At 65.7% G+C, this 16,963-nt stretch carries 16 protein-coding genes; 2 read left to right on the forward strand and 14 right to left on the reverse strand.

Going from position 1 to position 16,963, the window contains the following annotated elements:
- The first annotated feature begins 72 nt into the window (after positions 1-72).
- Positions 73-1,839 carry a glycoside hydrolase family 35 protein gene (locus AC1X6S_RS15090; RefSeq protein WP_483406564.1) on the forward strand — a complete coding sequence of 589 codons (1,767 nt, stop codon included), beginning with the start codon at positions 73-75 and terminating at the stop codon, positions 1,837-1,839.
- Between the two features lie 85 nt (positions 1,840-1,924).
- Here AC1X6S_RS15090 and AC1X6S_RS15095 read toward each other — a convergent pair whose 3' ends face one another.
- The 12 genes from AC1X6S_RS15095 to AC1X6S_RS15150 form a co-directional block, all read right to left on the reverse strand.
- Positions 1,925-2,827 carry a carbohydrate ABC transporter permease gene (locus tag AC1X6S_RS15095; protein ID WP_483406565.1) on the reverse strand — a complete coding sequence of 301 codons (903 nt, stop codon included), beginning with the start codon at positions 2,825-2,827 and terminating at the stop codon, positions 1,925-1,927.
- Positions 2,824-3,810 (reverse strand): carbohydrate ABC transporter permease, encoded by a 987-nt coding sequence (locus AC1X6S_RS15100; protein WP_483406566.1) that lies wholly within the window; start codon positions 3,808-3,810, stop codon positions 2,824-2,826. The genes AC1X6S_RS15095 and AC1X6S_RS15100 overlap by 4 nt, the downstream gene beginning before the upstream one ends.
- An 86-nt stretch (positions 3,811-3,896) precedes the next feature.
- The gene (locus tag AC1X6S_RS15105) at positions 3,897-5,210 is read right to left on the reverse strand and encodes an ABC transporter substrate-binding protein (RefSeq protein ID WP_483406567.1); all 1,314 of its coding nucleotides are present in this window, start codon (positions 5,208-5,210) and stop codon (positions 3,897-3,899) included.
- Positions 5,211-5,492: 282 nt separating this feature from the next.
- Positions 5,493-5,822, reverse strand: coding sequence for a hypothetical protein (locus AC1X6S_RS15110; RefSeq protein ID WP_483406568.1), 330 nt, complete (start codon positions 5,820-5,822; stop codon positions 5,493-5,495).
- 78 nt (positions 5,823-5,900) lie between these two features.
- On the reverse strand, positions 5,901-6,413 hold the full coding sequence (locus AC1X6S_RS15115) for a hypothetical protein (protein ID WP_483406569.1): 513 nt from the start codon (positions 6,411-6,413) through the stop codon (positions 5,901-5,903).
- 36 nt (positions 6,414-6,449) lie between these two features.
- Complete coding sequence (locus AC1X6S_RS15120) at positions 6,450-8,813, reverse strand: ATP-binding cassette domain-containing protein (protein ID WP_483406570.1); 2,364 nt, start codon at positions 8,811-8,813, stop codon at positions 6,450-6,452.
- A complete protein-coding gene (locus tag AC1X6S_RS15125; protein ID WP_483406571.1) occupies positions 8,813-9,223 on the reverse strand; it encodes a VOC family protein in 411 nt (136 codons plus the stop codon). The genes AC1X6S_RS15120 and AC1X6S_RS15125 overlap by 1 nt, the downstream gene beginning before the upstream one ends.
- A 5-nt stretch (positions 9,224-9,228) precedes the next feature.
- On the reverse strand, positions 9,229-9,678 hold the full coding sequence (locus tag AC1X6S_RS15130; protein ID WP_483406572.1) for a helix-turn-helix transcriptional regulator: 450 nt from the start codon (positions 9,676-9,678) through the stop codon (positions 9,229-9,231).
- A 79-nt stretch (positions 9,679-9,757) separates the two neighbouring features.
- Entirely contained in the window at positions 9,758-10,558 is an 801-nt protein-coding gene (locus AC1X6S_RS15135) for a cytochrome c oxidase assembly protein (RefSeq protein WP_483406573.1), read from the reverse strand.
- A complete protein-coding gene (locus AC1X6S_RS15140) occupies positions 10,555-11,052 on the reverse strand; it encodes a DUF2243 domain-containing protein (protein WP_483406574.1) in 498 nt (165 codons plus the stop codon). Before AC1X6S_RS15140 ends, AC1X6S_RS15135 begins: the two co-directional genes overlap by 4 nt.
- A gap of 131 nt (positions 11,053-11,183) precedes the next feature.
- Complete coding sequence (locus tag AC1X6S_RS15145) at positions 11,184-11,879, reverse strand: hypothetical protein (protein ID WP_483406575.1); 696 nt, start codon at positions 11,877-11,879, stop codon at positions 11,184-11,186.
- Positions 11,880-11,992: 113 nt separating this feature from the next.
- A complete protein-coding gene (locus AC1X6S_RS15150; RefSeq protein ID WP_483406576.1) occupies positions 11,993-13,066 on the reverse strand; it encodes an SDR family NAD(P)-dependent oxidoreductase in 1,074 nt (357 codons plus the stop codon).
- A 59-nt stretch (positions 13,067-13,125) separates the two neighbouring features.
- Here AC1X6S_RS15150 and AC1X6S_RS15155 point away from each other — a divergent pair, with 59 nt between their 5' ends.
- Positions 13,126-13,683 (forward strand): TetR/AcrR family transcriptional regulator, encoded by a 558-nt coding sequence (locus tag AC1X6S_RS15155; RefSeq protein ID WP_483406577.1) that lies wholly within the window; start codon positions 13,126-13,128, stop codon positions 13,681-13,683.
- Here AC1X6S_RS15155 and AC1X6S_RS15160 read toward each other — a convergent pair.
- Both AC1X6S_RS15160 and AC1X6S_RS15165 read right to left on the reverse strand, forming a co-directional pair.
- Complete coding sequence (locus AC1X6S_RS15160; RefSeq protein WP_483406578.1) at positions 13,658-14,584, reverse strand: LLM class flavin-dependent oxidoreductase; 927 nt, start codon at positions 14,582-14,584, stop codon at positions 13,658-13,660. The genes AC1X6S_RS15155 and AC1X6S_RS15160 overlap by 26 nt on opposite strands.
- A complete protein-coding gene (locus tag AC1X6S_RS15165) occupies positions 14,581-16,890 on the reverse strand; it encodes an LLM class flavin-dependent oxidoreductase (protein ID WP_483406579.1) in 2,310 nt (769 codons plus the stop codon). Before AC1X6S_RS15165 ends, AC1X6S_RS15160 begins: the two co-directional genes overlap by 4 nt.
- Positions 16,891-16,963 lie beyond the last annotated feature (73 nt).

Raw genomic sequence — 16,963 nt, forward strand, 5'->3', positions numbered from 1 at the left:
GAGCAACCACGGTAATGTTAACGCAAACATTTCCTGAGGGCGATCCTGCCCGCGATCGGAGGACCGACGTACATGAGTGCGAACACCACCCGGGATGTCACTGTCTCGACAGCTGCCCTCACGTACAACGACAGCGTCCTTTTACGGGGAGGTCGGCCACACCGGATGCTCTCCGGCTCGGTCCACTACTTCCGCGTGCACCCGGCCCAGTGGGAGGACCGGCTGCGGCGCCTGGCCGCCATGGGCGCGAATACGGTCGACACCTACATTCCATGGAACTTCCATGAGCAAGTGGAGGGCGAGCCAGATTTCGACGGCTGGCGCGACGTCGAGAGCTACATCCGGCTCGCGGCCGAGGTCGGCCTCGATGTGTACGTGCGCCCGAGCCCCTACATCTGTGCCGAGTGGTCGAACGGTGGGCTGCCGACGTGGCTCACGGCTCGCACGCGTGCCCTCCGAACGAGCGACCCTGAATTTCTGCGAGCGGTCGACGCCTGGTATGACGAACTTCTGCCTCGCCTTGCGCCGCTGCAGGCGGTGCACGGCGGACCCATCGTCGCCATTCAGGTGGAGAACGAATACGGTTCGTACGGCTCCGATCGCGGCTATCTCGAACATCTTCGCGATGTGATTCGCGATCACGGCATCGTCGAACTGCTCACGACGGCCGATGGAACCACATCCGACATGGTGCGTAATGGCTCGATTGACGGAGCCATGCCAACGTTCACCTTCGGCACCGGCGTCGCGGCCGCCCGGGAGCTCCTTCCCGCAGCAACACCTCTCCTGTGCAGCGAGCTCTGGGGTGGATGGTTCGACCACTGGGGCGAGAAGCACCACGTACGGAAGGCCTCGAGCACGGCGGGAACCGTCGAAGAGCTTCTCGCAGCCGGCGGGTCGGTCAGCCTGTACATGGCTCACGGTGGCACGAACTTCGGGCTGTGGAGCGGAGCAAACTGGGATGGGGTGCTCCAGCCGACGATCACGAGCTACGACTCCGACGCACCCATTGCGGAGGACGGCCGCCTGACCGCCAAGTTTGACGCGCTCCGGGCGTTGTTCGCACCGTTCCACGACGGCCCGCTCCCTGAGCCGCCCGCCGAACCGCGTTTCCAGCCCGCGGCATCCGCACCGCTGGTGCCGGAAGCATCCCTCCTGGCTGTCGTGCGCTCGGTGGCGGCCGGTCCGGTGACCCCGCGGCCGCTGACCTTTGAGGAGCTCAGCGTCGCCGATGGGCTTGTGGCCTACGAAAGCGCGGTGGATCTGCCTGGCGAGACGATCCTCGCGATCGACGGCCTGCACGATCGGGCTGTCGTCTTCCTCGACGGTGAACGTATCGCCGTTCTCGAGCGCGACGGTCAAACGAGCGTGGCTCTCGAGGGGCCAGCACGGTCAGCGGTGCTCACCATCGTCGTTGAGAGCCTGGGTCGCATCAACTATGGCGCGAAGCTTGGTGAACGCAAGGGCATCCTGGGTGGAGTCCTCGTCGGTCGACGGCTGGTACACGGGTGGACCCACCGTGTGCTTCCGCTTGACGGCAGCGCCGTCGGAGGCGTGTCAGGTGCTGACGGATTCGCCAGCGCCCAGTTCGACCTCGACGAGGCCGCAGACGCCTGGCTTGCCTTCCCCGGCGGCGTCCGGGGCATGGTCTGGGTGAATGGCTTCCTCATCGGGCGCTACTCTGCGATCGGGCCACAGGAGACGCTCTACGCACCGGCACCGCTGTGGCGCGAAGGACGCAACGAAGTGCGCGTCCTCGATCTCGACCAGCTCGGCACCGCGGTCGAGATCCGTGACCGTGCTTCGCTGGGTGAGGTCGAGGAGTTCATCGGATCCTGATCATTCCTGGTGGCAACCACCTCTGACAGACAAAACGAGAGAGGCCCCGCGGCGTAGCGCCGCGGGGCCTCTCTCGTTGATTGGGTCAGCCCTTCACCGCTCCGGCGGCGAGTCCCGACTGGAAGAACCGCTGCAGGCTGAAGAAGAGCAGGATGAGCGGGACGACCCCAAGCAGGGCGCCGAGCATGACCGCGCCCTTGTCCGGAGCAAAATAGCTGACCATACCGAACAGCCCCAGGGTCACGGGCTTGAGCTCCTGCGATGACACCATCAACAGCGGAAGCAGGAAGTTGTTCCACGTGGCGACGAAGACGAACAGGAAGATCGTCACCATTGCCGGTCCGAGGAGCCGCAGGACGATGGTGAAGAAGATACGCGCTTCACCTGCCCCGTCGATGCGAGCGGCCTCAAGCAGCTCTGAGGGCACGGAGGACTCCGCGTAGACCATCGCCAGGAAGACTCCGAACGGTGAGACCGCTGACGGGATGATGATCGCCCAGGCCGTATCGACGAGGCCCAGCGCCTGGAACTCGAGATACAGGGGCACCGTCAACAGCGCGACGGGGAGGAGCAGCCCGCCCATGATGAAACCGACCGCCACCCGCTTGCCGGGGAAATCGAACTTGGCGATGGCGTATCCAGCCATGACAGCGAACAGGGTTCCGATCAGGCCGGCAGACAACGAGTAGAAGACGGAGTTGCCCACCCACTGCCAGAACATGCCCTGGGTCCAGCTCATCAGACTCTCGTAGTTGGTGACGAGGTTCCAGTCGGCGAACCAGAAGCCGAACGTCGACGACAGGTCTCGGTTGTTCTTCGTCGCGGCAAACATCACCCACACCACAGGGGCGACGAAGTACAGCGTTGCGACGACAAGGGCGCTGATACCGGCTATCCGTGCGACCGGGCCAGGGAGCACGGACTTCGGGGGGAGATCGACGACGGGTGCCTTTCGGCGGGGTTTCCGGGTGGTGACGAGGGCGCTCACGCGCTTGCTCCCTTCCGGCGCTGCAGCAGCGCGTAGACGATGGCGAGGGCTCCTGCGATAGCGGCCATGAGCAGCGAGTATGCCGAGGCTGGACCAGTGCCCGATGGGGAGATCGCACCCATCATCGAGTTGTACGTCAGCATCATCGGCGTGTACGCCTTACCCATCCATGGGTTGGCGGCTTCCATGACGACCGGCTCGTTGAACAACTGCACGGTGCCGATGATCGAGAGAAGCACGGCGAGGAGCGCCGCCGAGCGGACGAGCGGAACCTTGATCCTCATTGCGATCTGCCAGCCGCTCGCACCGTCGAGGCGGGCTGCTTCGTACAGCTCGCGTGGAACCGTCTGCAGCGCGGCGAGGAAGATGAGCATGTTGTAGCCCGTGTACGTCCAGGTGGTCATGTTCGACATCGAGAGCAGAACAGTGCCTGGACCCATGAGGTCGGTGCCTTCGGGCAGCAACTGCATGAAGGGGGAAACCTCAGGGGTGTAGAGGTAGAGCCACATCATGGCGGCGATGACGCCGGGGATCGCGTACGGCAAAAAGAAGGCCAGACGGAACACCGTGGGCCGGCGAACGATGAAGGAGTCGAGGAGGAGCGCGAGGGCAAGCGCAGCCACGATCATCACCGGAATTTGGAAGAGTGCGTAGAGCGTCACCCTCCCCATTCCCAGCCAGAAGACCTCGCTCCCCAGTGCGAGGGCGAAGTTATCGAATCCGACGAACGTGTCGACGACTTCACCACCGCCGTACAGGCCGTCCCCGCCTGGTTTCTGCGAGAAAAGCGCCGATCGGATCGACACTCCGATCGGAACGAGGAAGACGACGACGAACAGAACAGCGAATGGCGCCATGAACAGCCAGCCGGTTGTCGCCTGGGAGCCGAGACGGCGCTTGCGTTTCACCGCGGACGGCCGCGGGGCCCTGGCAGCGGGTTCGGGTGGAGAGCTGTCCGGTACGGTGCGGGTGGTCATGGTCATCAGCTGTGGTCTCCTTCAACCAGGAACGGCCGGCGGACCACATCGATGTGTGGCCCGCCGGCGCGGTGTTCATACTGTCGTTTGCGTCACTTGGCGGTCGGAAGCCCGAGGTCTTCGAGAGTCTCGAGTGCCGTGGTCTTCGCTGTCGTAAAGATGTCAGCGACCGTCGCCGATCCACTCGCGACGTTCGAGGCTGTCTCGTTCATCTTGGTCAGCGAGGCGAACCCCGGTGCGTAGACGAATTCGGGGTTCAGGTTCGCGGATGCCGTTGCCAGCTCCGCGAGAACATCCTGCCCACCGAACTGGCGGAGCATCTTCTCGCTCGTCTCGGGTGTGCCGTTGGCGGCGATGACGAGACCCTGCGAAGCGAGGTCGTCAGTCTGGGTGTTGAACCAGGCGTTGAAAGCCATCGCTTCCTGCGGGTGCTCGCAGCCCTTCATGACGGCGACGCCCGAGCCGCCGTCGGGGCCGGTGACCTCTCCTGCGCCGAAGTCCGGGAGCTGCGCAACGCGCCACTGGCCCTCAGCGGGTGTTCCGTCGAGCGAGTCGAGCAGGAAGCCTGCCTCCCACGCTGCTCCGACGTGACCGATGAGGGATCCGTCGTTCATTGCCTGGGTGAACCCTTCGCCCCAGCGCTCGGTCACGAGGGCCTGGTCGTTGTCGATGAGGCCCTGCCAGAATGCGGCAACCTTCTGGCTTCCCGGACCCTCTGAGTCGACGGTCCAGCCCTCATCCGTCGAACCGAACCAAACGTCGCCGGCAGCAGCAGACTGGGCGGACAGCCAGGAGAGCGCTTCGTCAGGCGTGAACGCTGCAGCGAACTTCCCCGCACCCGCCGCGGTTGCAGCCTGGGCGCCGAGCTCTTCGAGCGTCGCGGGCACGGTGAGTCCGAGCTCGGTAAATGCCGTTTCGTTGTAGTAGTAAACGAGGGGGCCGGTGTCCTGCGGGAGTCCGACTACCGCGTCACCGACGGTCATCATCGCGTATGCGCCGGCGGAGAAATCGTCGGCGTACTTATCAGCTTCCTCCGCGACGTCTTCGACGAGGCCCTTGACGAACATCTGCGGTACTTCGGAGTAGCCCACCTGGGCGAGGCAGCTCGCGTTGCCGGCCTTGACGTCGGTCTCGAGCTTCAGGATCATGTCGGTGGCCTGGCCGTCGAACTTGGTCGCCTTCACCTGGATGTCGGGGTTCTCTTCGTTCCACCTGTCGACGATCTCATTGACCGGGGTCATTCCTTCGCCATCGGGCAGGCGGTGAAGGTATTCGATCTCGACGGGCCCGTCAGAGCCTGCCGATGTGTTCGAACCCTCGGTGCTGCAGGCCGCAAGCCCGAAGGCGGAAATCGCCGCCACAGCCGTTACGGCTGTGAAACGCGCGAAGCGAGTCCTGGGTGTCATCTGTCGCTCCTCTTTGAGTGATACCGCCCCGGCTGGCGAGACGGATCGAATGCCGGCCCCAAGCGCTTCGTGCTTCGCCTCGCTGCCGAGCTATTGAATGTTTGCGCTAACACTACCGTGAAGGCGCACATAATCAAAGAAAATAGACTGAAGCATCCTCAGGAAAGATAGCGCAACCACCACCGGGCCCCGGTCCGGTTCCAGTCAGGCTGGCGCCACCGCCTGGCGAGACGCCACGCAAAAACGGACCGGACGTGCCGTTGGTCGACCCGGCGCGCGGGCTCAGCGCTCCTGTTGACCCGGCTCTGTTTGCCCGCGCTCGGCGGGGTTGTTCGCAAAACGGGTACCGATGAGGGCGAGGAACGCGCCGCCGACGATGATCCCGACAGTCAGCGCAACCGGGACGAAGAGGTCGTACGTCGCAGCCCACCATGCGAGCCACACGCCGACCAGCAGGTTGATCGAGGCCCAGAGCACGTTCTCGGCTGCCGATGCCGGCACTCGCCAGGGGACGCGGTGCAGGTACCCGGCGCTGCCCCGCGTGAGGTGCGGAACGGCGTTCGCGAGGAAGATGCTCGACAGTGCGGCGATGGCATAACCGATGACACTCATGACTGTTCCCTCCGTTGGGCGACGACAGCGGTGCAGACGAACTCTATCGCCGCCGCTCGGGCATGTTGCGGCGAGTGGTCAGTGCCAGTTGATGTTCGACAGGGCGCGGGTGACGACGATCGGTTCGCCATTCATCTTCTGCGACAGGGCCTTGGCGGTTTCGATGGCAGAGCCGAGCGGATGTCCCAGGCCCACATGCAATCGGGAGGCCCCGACGCCGGCCATGATGGCGTCGAACGAGTCGACCCGGAATTCGTCCGTGGCCCCATACCGCCGGGGCCACAGACGGACGAGAGCGCCGTCGGCGACGACAGCGCGCTTCTCGAGCAGCATCAGGGTGGTGTAACCCATCGGAATCGTCTCCCAGGGTTTCTCCGGGTCGATGTCACCGAGAATGCTGGGCGTCACCCCTCGGTTCGTCGCGTACAGGCGAGCGGTCTCGTCGTGTTCGACGTCGAATACCGACGGGGCATCCGCGAGCCAGTCGCTTCGTTCGATGCAGTTCTGCACGGTGACTGTGATCCGCGGGCGTGACTCTGCTCTCCACGCGGTGGTGTCCCTGATGACTGAGACCTCTCGATGTGGTGTCATGCCTCCAGTCAACAGCACACTGGCTGTTCGAACGGTTCAGCCGCCGACGTAGGTCGCGAGGTGCTCGCCCGTGAGGGTCGACCGGTGAGCGACGAGGTCAGCTGGCGTGCCCTCGAACACGATCCGCCCGCCGTCGTGACCCGCGCCGGGGCCGAGATCGATGATCCAGTCGGCGTGCGCCATCACCGCCTGGTGGTGTTCCACGACGATGACGCTCTTGCCCGAGTCGACGAGCCGGTCGAGCAGGCCGAGCAGATTCTCGACATCGGCGAGGTGCAACCCGGTCGTCGGCTCGTCGAGCACGTAGATCCCGCCCTTCTCGCCCATCTGGGTGGCGAGCTTGATTCGCTGCCGTTCTCCACCCGACAGCGTCGTCAGTGGCTGGCCCAGACTGAGGTACCCCAGGCCCACGTCGGACAACCGCTCGAGGATCACATGTGCCGCCGGTGTCTTCGCATCACCCGAGCCGAAGAACTCCTCGGCCTCGAGCACACTCATCGCGAGCACCTCGCTGATGTCACGCCCGCCGAGTGTGTATTCGAGAACGGATGCCATGAACCGTTTCCCCTCGCACACTTCGCAGGGCGATTCGACGGTCGCCATCATGCCGAGATCGGTATAGATCACACCGGCACCATTGCAGTTCGGGCACGCGCCCTCCGAGTTCGAACTGAACAGGGCGGGCTTCACTCCGTTGGCCTTCGCGAATGCCTTGCGGATCGGGTCGAGCATCCCGGTATAGGTTGCCGGGTTACTACGGCGCGAACCCCTGATGGCGCCCTGGTCGATTGCCACCACACCGGCGCCGGGCGGAATCGAGCCGTGCACAAGCGAACTCTTGCCCGAACCGGCAACCCCGGTCATCACGACCAGCACGCCGAGGGGAATGTCGACGTCGACGTTCCTGAGGTTGTGCCTGGTCGCCCCTCTGATCTCCAGTGCGCCCGTCGGGCTTCGCACCTCGTCCTTGAGCGCGACCCGGTCGGAGAGGTGACGGCCGGTGAGGGTGTCGCTCGCGCGCAACTCAGCGAGAGTGCCCTCGAAGCAGACGGTTCCGCCCGCGGTCCCCGCTCCAGGGCCGAGATCGACGATGTGATCGGCGATCGCGATCATCTCGGGTTTGTGCTCGACCACGAGCACGGTGTTCCCCTTGTCGCGGAGCCGCAGCAACAACTCATTCATTCGCTGGATGTCGTGGGGGTGCAACCCGATGGTCGGCTCGTCGAAGACATAGGTGACGTCGGTGAGTGACGAACCCAGGTGGCGAATCATCTTGGTGCGCTGCGCCTCACCGCCCGAAAGCGTGCCGGCGGGACGATCGAGCGACAGATAGCCGAGGCCGATCTCCACGAAGGAGTCGAAGATGTGCTGGAGAGCGCCGAGCAACGGGGCCACGGACGGCTCGTCGAGTGACCGCACCCAGCCGGCGAGGTCACTGATCTGCATCGCACACGCCTCGGCGATGTTGACGCCGTCGATGCGCGACGACCGTGCGCCCTCGTTGAGCCGTGTGCCTCCACAATCGGGGCAGGTGGTGAACGTGACGGCCCTGTCGACAAACGCACGGATGTGGGGCTGCATCGCCTCCCGGTCCTTCGAAAGGAGCGACTTCTTGATCTTCGGGATCAGGCCCTCGTAGGTCATATTCATCGACTGGAGCGAGATCTTCGTCTGCTCCTTGTACAGAAAGTTGTCGCGCTCCTTCGCGGTGTAATCACGGATTGGCTTGTGGGGATCGACGAATCCCGACTCTGAGTAGATTCGCACCATCCAGCCGTCTGCCGTGTATCCGGGAATGGTCAGCGCGCCATCGGCCAGCGATTTGGAGTCGTCGAACAGCTGGGTCAGGTCGATGTCGTTGACCGTGCCCATGCCCTCACAGCGCGGGCACATGCCGCCGGTGATGGCGAAGTCACGGCGTTCCTTGATGGTCTTGCCGCCGCGCTCGAGCGTCACAGCGCCCGCGCCCGAAATCGAGGCGACGTTGAAGGAGAACGCCTGAGGTGGGCCGACATGCGGCTGGCCCACCTTGCTGAACAGAATCCGCAGCAGGGCGTTCGCGTCCGTCGCTGTGCCGACCGTGGAGCGGACGTTCGCGCCCATTCGTTCCTGGTCGACGATGATCGCGGTCGTGAGTCCCTCGAGCACGTCGACGTCCGGCCGGGCGAGGTTTGGCATGAAGCCCTGGAGAAAGGCGCTGTAGGTTTCGTTGATCATCCGCTGCGACTCCGCGGCGATGGTGCTGAAGACCAGCGAACTCTTTCCGGAGCCGGAGACCCCGGTGAACACCGTGAGCCGACGTTTCGGCAGGTCGAGACTGATGTCCCTGAGGTTGTTCTCGCGGGCTCCCTGCACCCGGATCCTGGTGTGCCCGTCGGCGAGGTGTTGATCCTCGGCCACTAGCGAAGCTCCTGCAGGCGAATCAGGTTACCCGCCGGGTCACGGAATGCGCAGTCACGGATGCCGTATGGCTGGTCGGTCGGTTCCTGGACGATTTCGGCGCCGCGAGCCTCGAGAGCCGCGAAGGCGTCATCCAGGTCGGTGGTGGCGAGGTTCACGCCGAAGTAGCTCCCCTTGGCAATGAGATCGAGGATCATCCGGCGTTCGTCTTCGGTGAAGTCAGGAGATGCGATCGGCGGCATCAGGACGATCGAGGTATCCGGCTGGTTCGGCGGTCCGACAGTGATCCAGCGCATATCCTCATAGCCGACATCGTTGCGAACCTCGAAGCCGAGGACGTCACGATAGAAGGCGAGCGAGGCGTCAGGGTCGGTCTGGGGAAGAAATGATTGGTGGATTGTGATGTTCATGATCGTCACGCTAGCTCCGGCTGTCGTGCTCGTGCTTCTCGATTCCTGACCGGTCTCGTCACCTGTTTCGCCACACACGGTGCCAGGCCCGTCGATGGGTGGATGGGCTCTCGCCGGTAGACACTCGGAGGAACCCCAACCAGTTCGGTGAACCGGGTGCTGAAGGTGCCCAGCGAGGAGCAACCGACGCTGAAGCACACCTCGGTGACGCTCAGGGTGCTGTTGCGCAGCAGCGCCATGGCCCGTTCGATGCGCCGGGTCATGAGGTAGGAGTATGGGGAGACGCCATAGGCGAGGCGGAATTGGCGGCTCAGGTGCCCGGTCGAGAGGTGCGCACCCCTCGCGAGCCCCTCGACATCGAGCGGCTTCGCGTACTCACGATCGATCCGGTCCCGCACACGACGCAGAATTGCGAGGTCGGCGATGCGCTGCTTCTCGGCGGCACTGCTGGTCACACGCCCGATCGTGCCACGTCCGATTCGGCTTGTCCACCGCCCCTCGTGCGACCGGAGCGGTGGGTAGCTCCGCCCGGAACTAGCCGGAGCCCCGCATTCCGGGCTCGAGCGCCCGCGCCTTTCCGGCCGCGCGATACCACTGCAGACACAGGATCACGATGAGTGCGGCATCCGCCACATCACCGCCGTAATACATCAGCACGCTGCCTGACTGGGCTTCGGCGGCGGAAACCCCGGCCGGCGGATGCGCGTACAGATACTTGGAGAGGATGCCGTGACCGGCGAGGGCGGCCACCAGGACCACGGCTCGTAACGGGTAGCTCGCCCGGTGGGGGTTCGGGTCGACGCCGATGAGTGACGCGACCAGGAGATAACCGGCGATGACGAAGTGCGCTGTGACCAGGAGGTGGAAGAACGAGCTCGATTGCATCAGCTCGTACAGCTGTGTTGTGTAAAGCAGCCAGAGGCTGCCCACATTGATCACCGCCGCCGTCACCGGGTGCACCAGGAACCTGGCCGGGCGGCTCCGGAGCAGCCGCGACAGGCGGCGCGCCTGTCGAACATCGAGGGCTCGCAGCGCGAGGGTCACCGGGGCGGCAACGACGAGAAAAAGCGGTGCGACCATGCCGGCGAGGAGGTGGCCAAGCATGTGGGCGGTGAAGCTCTCGTGTCCGGCGGTCGCGAGCGGTCCGATCAGGGAGGCCGTTACAACGAGAAGTCCCGCGACCCAGCAGATCGTGCGCCAGAGCGGCCAGCTCCGGCCCTGACGCCGTGCAGCACGGATGCCGCCGAGATACAGTCCCGCCGCGGCCGTTATGACGAGGGCAACGGCGAGATCGAGAGCCGCGATGCCTGGTTCGCCGTGGCCGTGCACTGTCACGTCGAGCGAGCTGTCCCGCGCCGGGTCATCACGAGAAGCACGATTCCGGCGACGAGCATCAGGATTGCGGTGACGTTCCAGACCAGGTCATAGATGAAGACGTCGGGGACGTACCGGATCTGGTGGATACCGAACAGCTTGTGCTGGACCGTGCCGTCGTACAACTGGAATGCACCGGCACCGACGAGGATGCCACCCAACCACCGCCGTGGCCAGAGCGCATTCCGGCGCCTGAGGTCGGCGAAGAGGAAGAGTCCGGCGATCGTGGCGAACCAGCTGATGGCGTGGAAGATGCCGTCGGAGACGAGGCCGACGTCCGGTGTGCCGAGATCGTAAAAATGGTGCCAGTGAAGCAACTGGTGGAACACCGCTTCGTCGATGAAGGCAACGATCCCCACGCCGAACAGAACCCCGGACCAGGCGTTCTGGGCCGAGCGGGCCGCACGGGCCTCACGGGCGTCAGGCTTGTTCGCTGTCAGGGGGGCGGATGCCATGGGAAATCCTTCGGGTCATTTGGGGAGCTTCCACCCTCGCTCGCTGCCGACGGAAAAGAAAGGCGTTCCCATCCGGCCGGGCATCTGTTAGCGCGTGCGAAGTACCCGGGAGCGTTCGAGCCGGGTGTCGCTCAGTAGACGAATCTGAGGGCGAGTGCACAGGCGATGGACTGCGACTCGATCTCGGCGTAGTCCAGCACCTCGCCGGTCGACACTTCCTCGCGGGCACCGAACAGTTCGGCGGCACGGTGGGCAACCAGCGCCGCGTCGACGTCACCGGTGATGTCCACAGCGTTGATGCTGAGGTTCATGCCGTACTCGTTGGTGGCCTGGCGACTGGTCCTGGTGATCACCGACACGACCTCGCGATCGAGGCTCGCCTTGAGCGAGACGTCGGAACCACGCGCGAGCACGAGTACCTGCGCGGGCTGCGCGAGGAGAGGAAGGAGGGTGTGGAGGGTCGCTGAGAGTGTCGCCGCGAATTCCTTGCGGGCCCGGCGATCGGCGAGTCCCGCCGTATCGACGGTGAGAACCACTCCCGTTGCCTCGTTCTCATGGAGCGACGCGGCGCAGGCAGAGATCTCTCGGGCGCGGATGGTGTCGACGCCGTGGTCAGAGAGTTCAGACACGATGGCCTCGAACGCGCCGCCCTCGTCACCGAGCACCATGACGCGAGGCGTTGCCTCGGCGTACGACGAGCCGGGCCTGGCGCGAGCGGGAGCTTCGATGTTCACGCGGAACGCTTCCCAGTCGACAGCCGGTGAATCGGAGTCGACTCCGCCTGACCCGTCGCGAGCGATGGTTGCTGACCTGACTTTCCCGAACACGAGGGTCGAGCTTACACACAGAGCGCCAGAATCCATACGCGGCTCCCATCGAAACCTCAGGAACAGCATCGGCCCGCGGTTTCCCGCGGGCCGATGCTCACATCACGCTGTGCTTACGCGGCGGACCAGCCACCGTCGCTCGCGAGGATGACACCGTTGACATTCACGCCGTCATCACTGAGGAGGAAGGTGATCGACGCCGCGAGAGCGTCGCTCTCGACAGCATCCGGCATGACCGCCATTCCTGCGCGAACCCGCTGCGCGCCGAGCTCTGACGCGAACGTGGCCTCGATGTTCGTGATCGTCGGTCCTGGTGCAACAGCGTTGACGCGCAGGCCGCTCGGCCCGTACATGAACGCGCTGCTCTTGGTCAGGCCGACGACGGCGTGCTTCGACGCCGTGTACGCCGCGCCCGCAGCCGAGCCGCGAAGGCCGGCCTCCGACGCAACGTTGACGATCGAGCCGTACTCGCGAGCGAGCATGAACGGTGCAACGGCCCGCATGAGCTTCATTGTTCCGTCGACGTTGATCGCGAAAACGCGCTTCCAGACCGAATCGGAGATCTCGTGCACGGGCGTCATGTCGTCCATGATTCCCGCAACGTTGGCGAGGGCGTCGATGGTTCCGCCGGCCGCCTCGATGATCGAGGCGATCGCGGCATCGTCGGTGATGTCGGCAACGACGGGCACGACCTCGGCATCGGGCAGTTCAGCGACGAGCTCGTCCAGGCGCTCGCTGGAGATATCGACGGCGATAACCCGTCCGCCCTCGCGGGCAACGCGCGACGCGGTTGCGCGACCGATGCCGGAACCAGCGCCGGTCACGATGACGGTCTTTCCGGTGAAGCGACCAGTGCTGATGCGTTCGACCCACTGCGGGCGCTCATCCGGTGCTGCTGCCGGCGCGGCTGACCCGGCCGCTGCCGGTGCGGCATCCGTTCCCGGTGCGGACTGGGATACGTCACCAGCGGCGGCGCGCTCGACGAGGTCATCGAGCATCTCCTGGGTGAATGAGCCCTTGCTGAGCTTGACGAGGCGCTTGATGGCGAGGCGACGGACGGGGCGCATGACCTCGGGGGTCTGTCCGCCCTGGGCGAGCATGTCGCGGAGGATGGCGCCGCCGACGGGGTGGTCGATCCAGGTGCCGATCGCGGAGTCGGCGGTAAGGGGAGTGGCCGTGTTTGTCATGTGCTTCTTCCTGTCGGAGGTACATACCGGACAACTGTGTCCGGTTGTAGGCTACACCCGTGCCACCGACAGCAAAAGCGAACCGCGGACCAAGCGCAGGACCCGAGAATCGTCGGGCCCTCATCGCTGCGGCGCGCGAGGTTTTCGCGACCGACGGGCTCTCGGCGCCACTCAGCGCCGTCGCCCGCAGGGCCGGCGTCGGCCAGGGCAGCCTGTACCGGCACTTCCCGGAGCGGATGGACCTCGCCGTTGCCGTCTTCGACGAGAACCTCACCGAGCTCGAGGCGTTTGTCGACAACCCGGGTTCGACGCTCGGTGCCCTGCTCACCCTGGTCATCGAGCAGGCCGTCGTGTCGACGGCGTTCATCGACCTGATCTGGGCGAACTCACACGACGCGCGGGTGCTTCACCTGGGCGATCGGCTTCGGAGCATGGTGGACCGTGAGCTCACCCGCGAGAAGGAGGCGGGGAGGATCGGAGCACACGTCGAGCCCGAGGACGTGCTGCTGGCTGTGTCGATGCTCGCCGGGGTTCTCGCCCGAACGGATGCCGATGATCGACCAGCCGCCGGGCGCCGAGCCGTGAGCCTGTTTACGCTGGCGTTTTCCCCGCGCTGACCCCGCGTGCCGAGCGCTCGCGCGCGACCTGCTCGCGGACGCCCGCTGCCACCTCGGCGAAGACTTCGATGGTGTACGCGTCGTCCGTGACGAGAATGAAGCCCGAGGTCCCGTACTCAAGCGCGATGCCTGCGAGCTGATCGATCCACTGGTTGGGCGGTCCGACGAGCAGACCCTGTCCCGCGGCGGTGAACCGGCCCGCGACGTTGAGCAGGCGGCGAATGGCTCTCGGATCCCGCCCGGCACGGGTCGCACCGTCGTCGATGTGTGCGTTCATCGCTGTGAGATCGCGCGGCCCGCCTGGGAGGTAAGCGAGAGAGGGCAGCCAGCCGTCGGCGGCGCGGCCCGTCATGCGGAGGATTCTCGGCTTGAGCGCTCCGACCCAGATGCCGATGTCGTGAGCGGGCTTCGGGCCACGTTTGGCGCCGTCGACGCGATGGAAGGAACCGTCGACGACCAGCCGGCCCGGAGCATCCGTCGCCCAGATTCCCCGGATGATCTCGATCGCCTCTTCGAGGGCCTCGATCGACTCACCCGGGGTGAGCCTGGTTCCACCCATCGCGACGATGGGGTCCCAGAAGCCACCGGCGCCGATGCCGAGCTCGACCCGGCCGCCGCTGAGCAGGTCGAGACTCGCGGCGCTCCTCGCGAGCACCGCCGGCTGGCGAAGCGGCAGGTTGAGCACGTTGGCGCTCAGGGAAATGTTCTCGGTCCTGGCCGCTGCGTATGACATGAGGGTCCAGGTGTCGTGGAAACCCGGCTGATACGGGTGGTCCTGGAAGGTCGCCAGGTCGAGTCCGGCTCGATCGGATACCACCGCCATCTCCACGGCGTGCATCGGCGGGTTGTTCGTGGGTGTGATGAACGTGCCAAAGAGCAGGTCGTGTCCGTAGTCGGTCATGAGGTCGCCTCCGTGAGAGTCGCGTTGCTGTGGGTCGGCGAGGTCGCCGCGGTGATCGGGAAGTTGTCCCGGAAGACGTGGTCAGGGTCGAAGCGTGCCTTGAGCTCACGAAGCCGGGCGAGCGTCTTCGGCGGGAATGCGTCGGCCAGGCGTTCGGGCCTCGTGTCGGTCTCGAAGCTCAGGTAGATGCCGTCAAAGAACGGGTACAGGGCCTCCCAGGCGGAGTCGAGCCGTTGCCGGTTCGAGCCGAGCGCGACAACCGAGAAGTTGGCGTTCCGATGTGCGTACGCTGTGGCATCCGGATGGATGTCGGAAATCGCTCCGCCAACCGCCCGGATCTGGAAGAAGTACACGATTCCGCTGGAGATGAGCCGTGCTGCCGCCGCGGCGAATTCCGGGGTGATGTGTTCCAGAAGGCCGGTGCGTGCCACGGGCTGGCCCTGGCCGCCGTTGGATTCACCCTGGGCGTTGGCCATCACCGCCGCGTATGGCGTCAGCTGAACGGACTGGCTGTAGAGCGGGGAGATGTTCGCGAAGGGCTGGAGCCGCTCGACGATGGTGTCTGGGTCACTGGAGTCGACCATCGCCATGATCTGGGCGACGGCGGGCTGGCCGGAGCGGGGAGGGCCCATGATCAGGAAGCTCGTGGTGTCGCGGGGGGCGGTCTCGCTCAGGTGGCCCCAGGTCTCGAGGAAGCCGGCGGTGTCTGTCGCGTCGAGCCCGAGTTGCGCCCAGCCGACGTCTCCGACCTCGTCCACCTCGAACTCGAAGGCGGTTACGATGCCGAAGTTCGCCCCGGCACCGCGGACGGCCCAGAACAGGTCGGGGTTTTCGGTGTCGCTCGCGCGGACGAGCGAGCCGTCCGCGAGCACCATCTCCACTGAGCGGAGGTGGTCGATGGTGAGCCCGTGTTCGCGTCCGAGGAAGCCGACACCGCCCGCAGTGGCCAGCCCGCCGACACCGACGCCGCCGTAGTCACCCGAGCTCAGCGCCCAGCCGTGCGGCGCCAGCGCAGCGGCGACATCCATCCAGCGCGCACCCGGCTCTATGCGGACCCGCCGCGTCTTCTCATCGAGGACGTCGATGCGGTTCATTCCCGAGAGGTTGATGACGATGCCGCCGTCGTTGGTCGACCTGCCGCTGATGCCGTGCCCACCGCTCCGGATCGACAGCGGGAGTTCGGGGTGTTCGCGCGCGAACTCGAGGGCCGCGGCGATCTCAGCCGGGGTGTGAACCGGCAGGACGAGTCCGGGGGACCCGCCGCGCAGGTAGGTCGACTTCACCCGGGCATAGGCGAAGTCACCCGGCTCGATGGCGGCGTCGGCGAGGATCCGTGGGACAGCGTCATAACGGATGCCCTCACGCCGTTTCGCGATCGCCGCCGACCCGCGGACGCGGGCGGTACTGGCGGGCCGGGGCAGCGCCGAGGTCACGGCCTCGCGCAGGGCGGGGACGACCTCGCTCGCGAATCGCTGCAGCACGGCGTCGTCGTTCGACGCCAGGAGAATGGCGCTCGCGCCCTGGTCGACCACCAGGGGAAGCAGGTCGTTCACCCAGTCCGAGGCGGTTCCGGAGAGGAAGCCGTCGTTGGTGTTTCCGAATGTTCCGCGGATCGTCACGAGCCTGCGCACCTCCCGCGGATCGCGACCAGCAGCGCTCGCCGTCTCGTCGAGGAGCCGGTTGCGTGCCGCAAAGCCGTCGAGGCCCGAGCCGTCGACCTCGGAAAGCCAGCCGTCGGCTCTCTCTGCCGCGAGTCGTACCAGCTGCGGGGTCCCGCCGCGGATCAGGATCGGTACGTCGTGCGCTGGCGCGGGGCCGGGCTGTGCTCCGTCGACCCGGAAGACGTCCCCCGTGTACCGAACAGTGCCGCGCTCGCCGACGGCCCACATGCGCCGGATGATGTCCAGTGTCTCCCCGGCGACCTCTGCGCTCTCTGCCGATTCGGCGGCATCCGCTGTGTTCTCGTCGCCGAGAGCCACCGTGACTCTGCCGCTGGACAGGAGGTCGAGGCTTGCGGCAGCCCGCGCGGCAACCGCCGGAAAGCCGGAGGGATCGACCTCGAGCTGCGCGAGCAGGCCGATCCGGTCTGTGGTTCCGGCGATCCAGGCCAGGAGCGTCGCTCGATCGAGACCGGCGGTCCTGGGTGACGAATCGTCGGGCGCGGGATCGTCGGACACCGAATCGTCGAGTGCAAGGAGGTCGAATCCGAGGCGCTCCGCGAGCCGGGCACGGTTGACCAGCGAGTCGGGGCCGTCGCTCTCGGTTGCGAGGGCGACGCCGAAGATAAGGGGGTGGCCGTAATTCATGGTCATACTCTGACGGACCATGGACATCGCCACCAACAGCAGGTAAGCTACTTACCTCAAGTAAGTGGGGATC

This window comes from Mycetocola sp. Y442 (genome assembly GCF_056898615.1).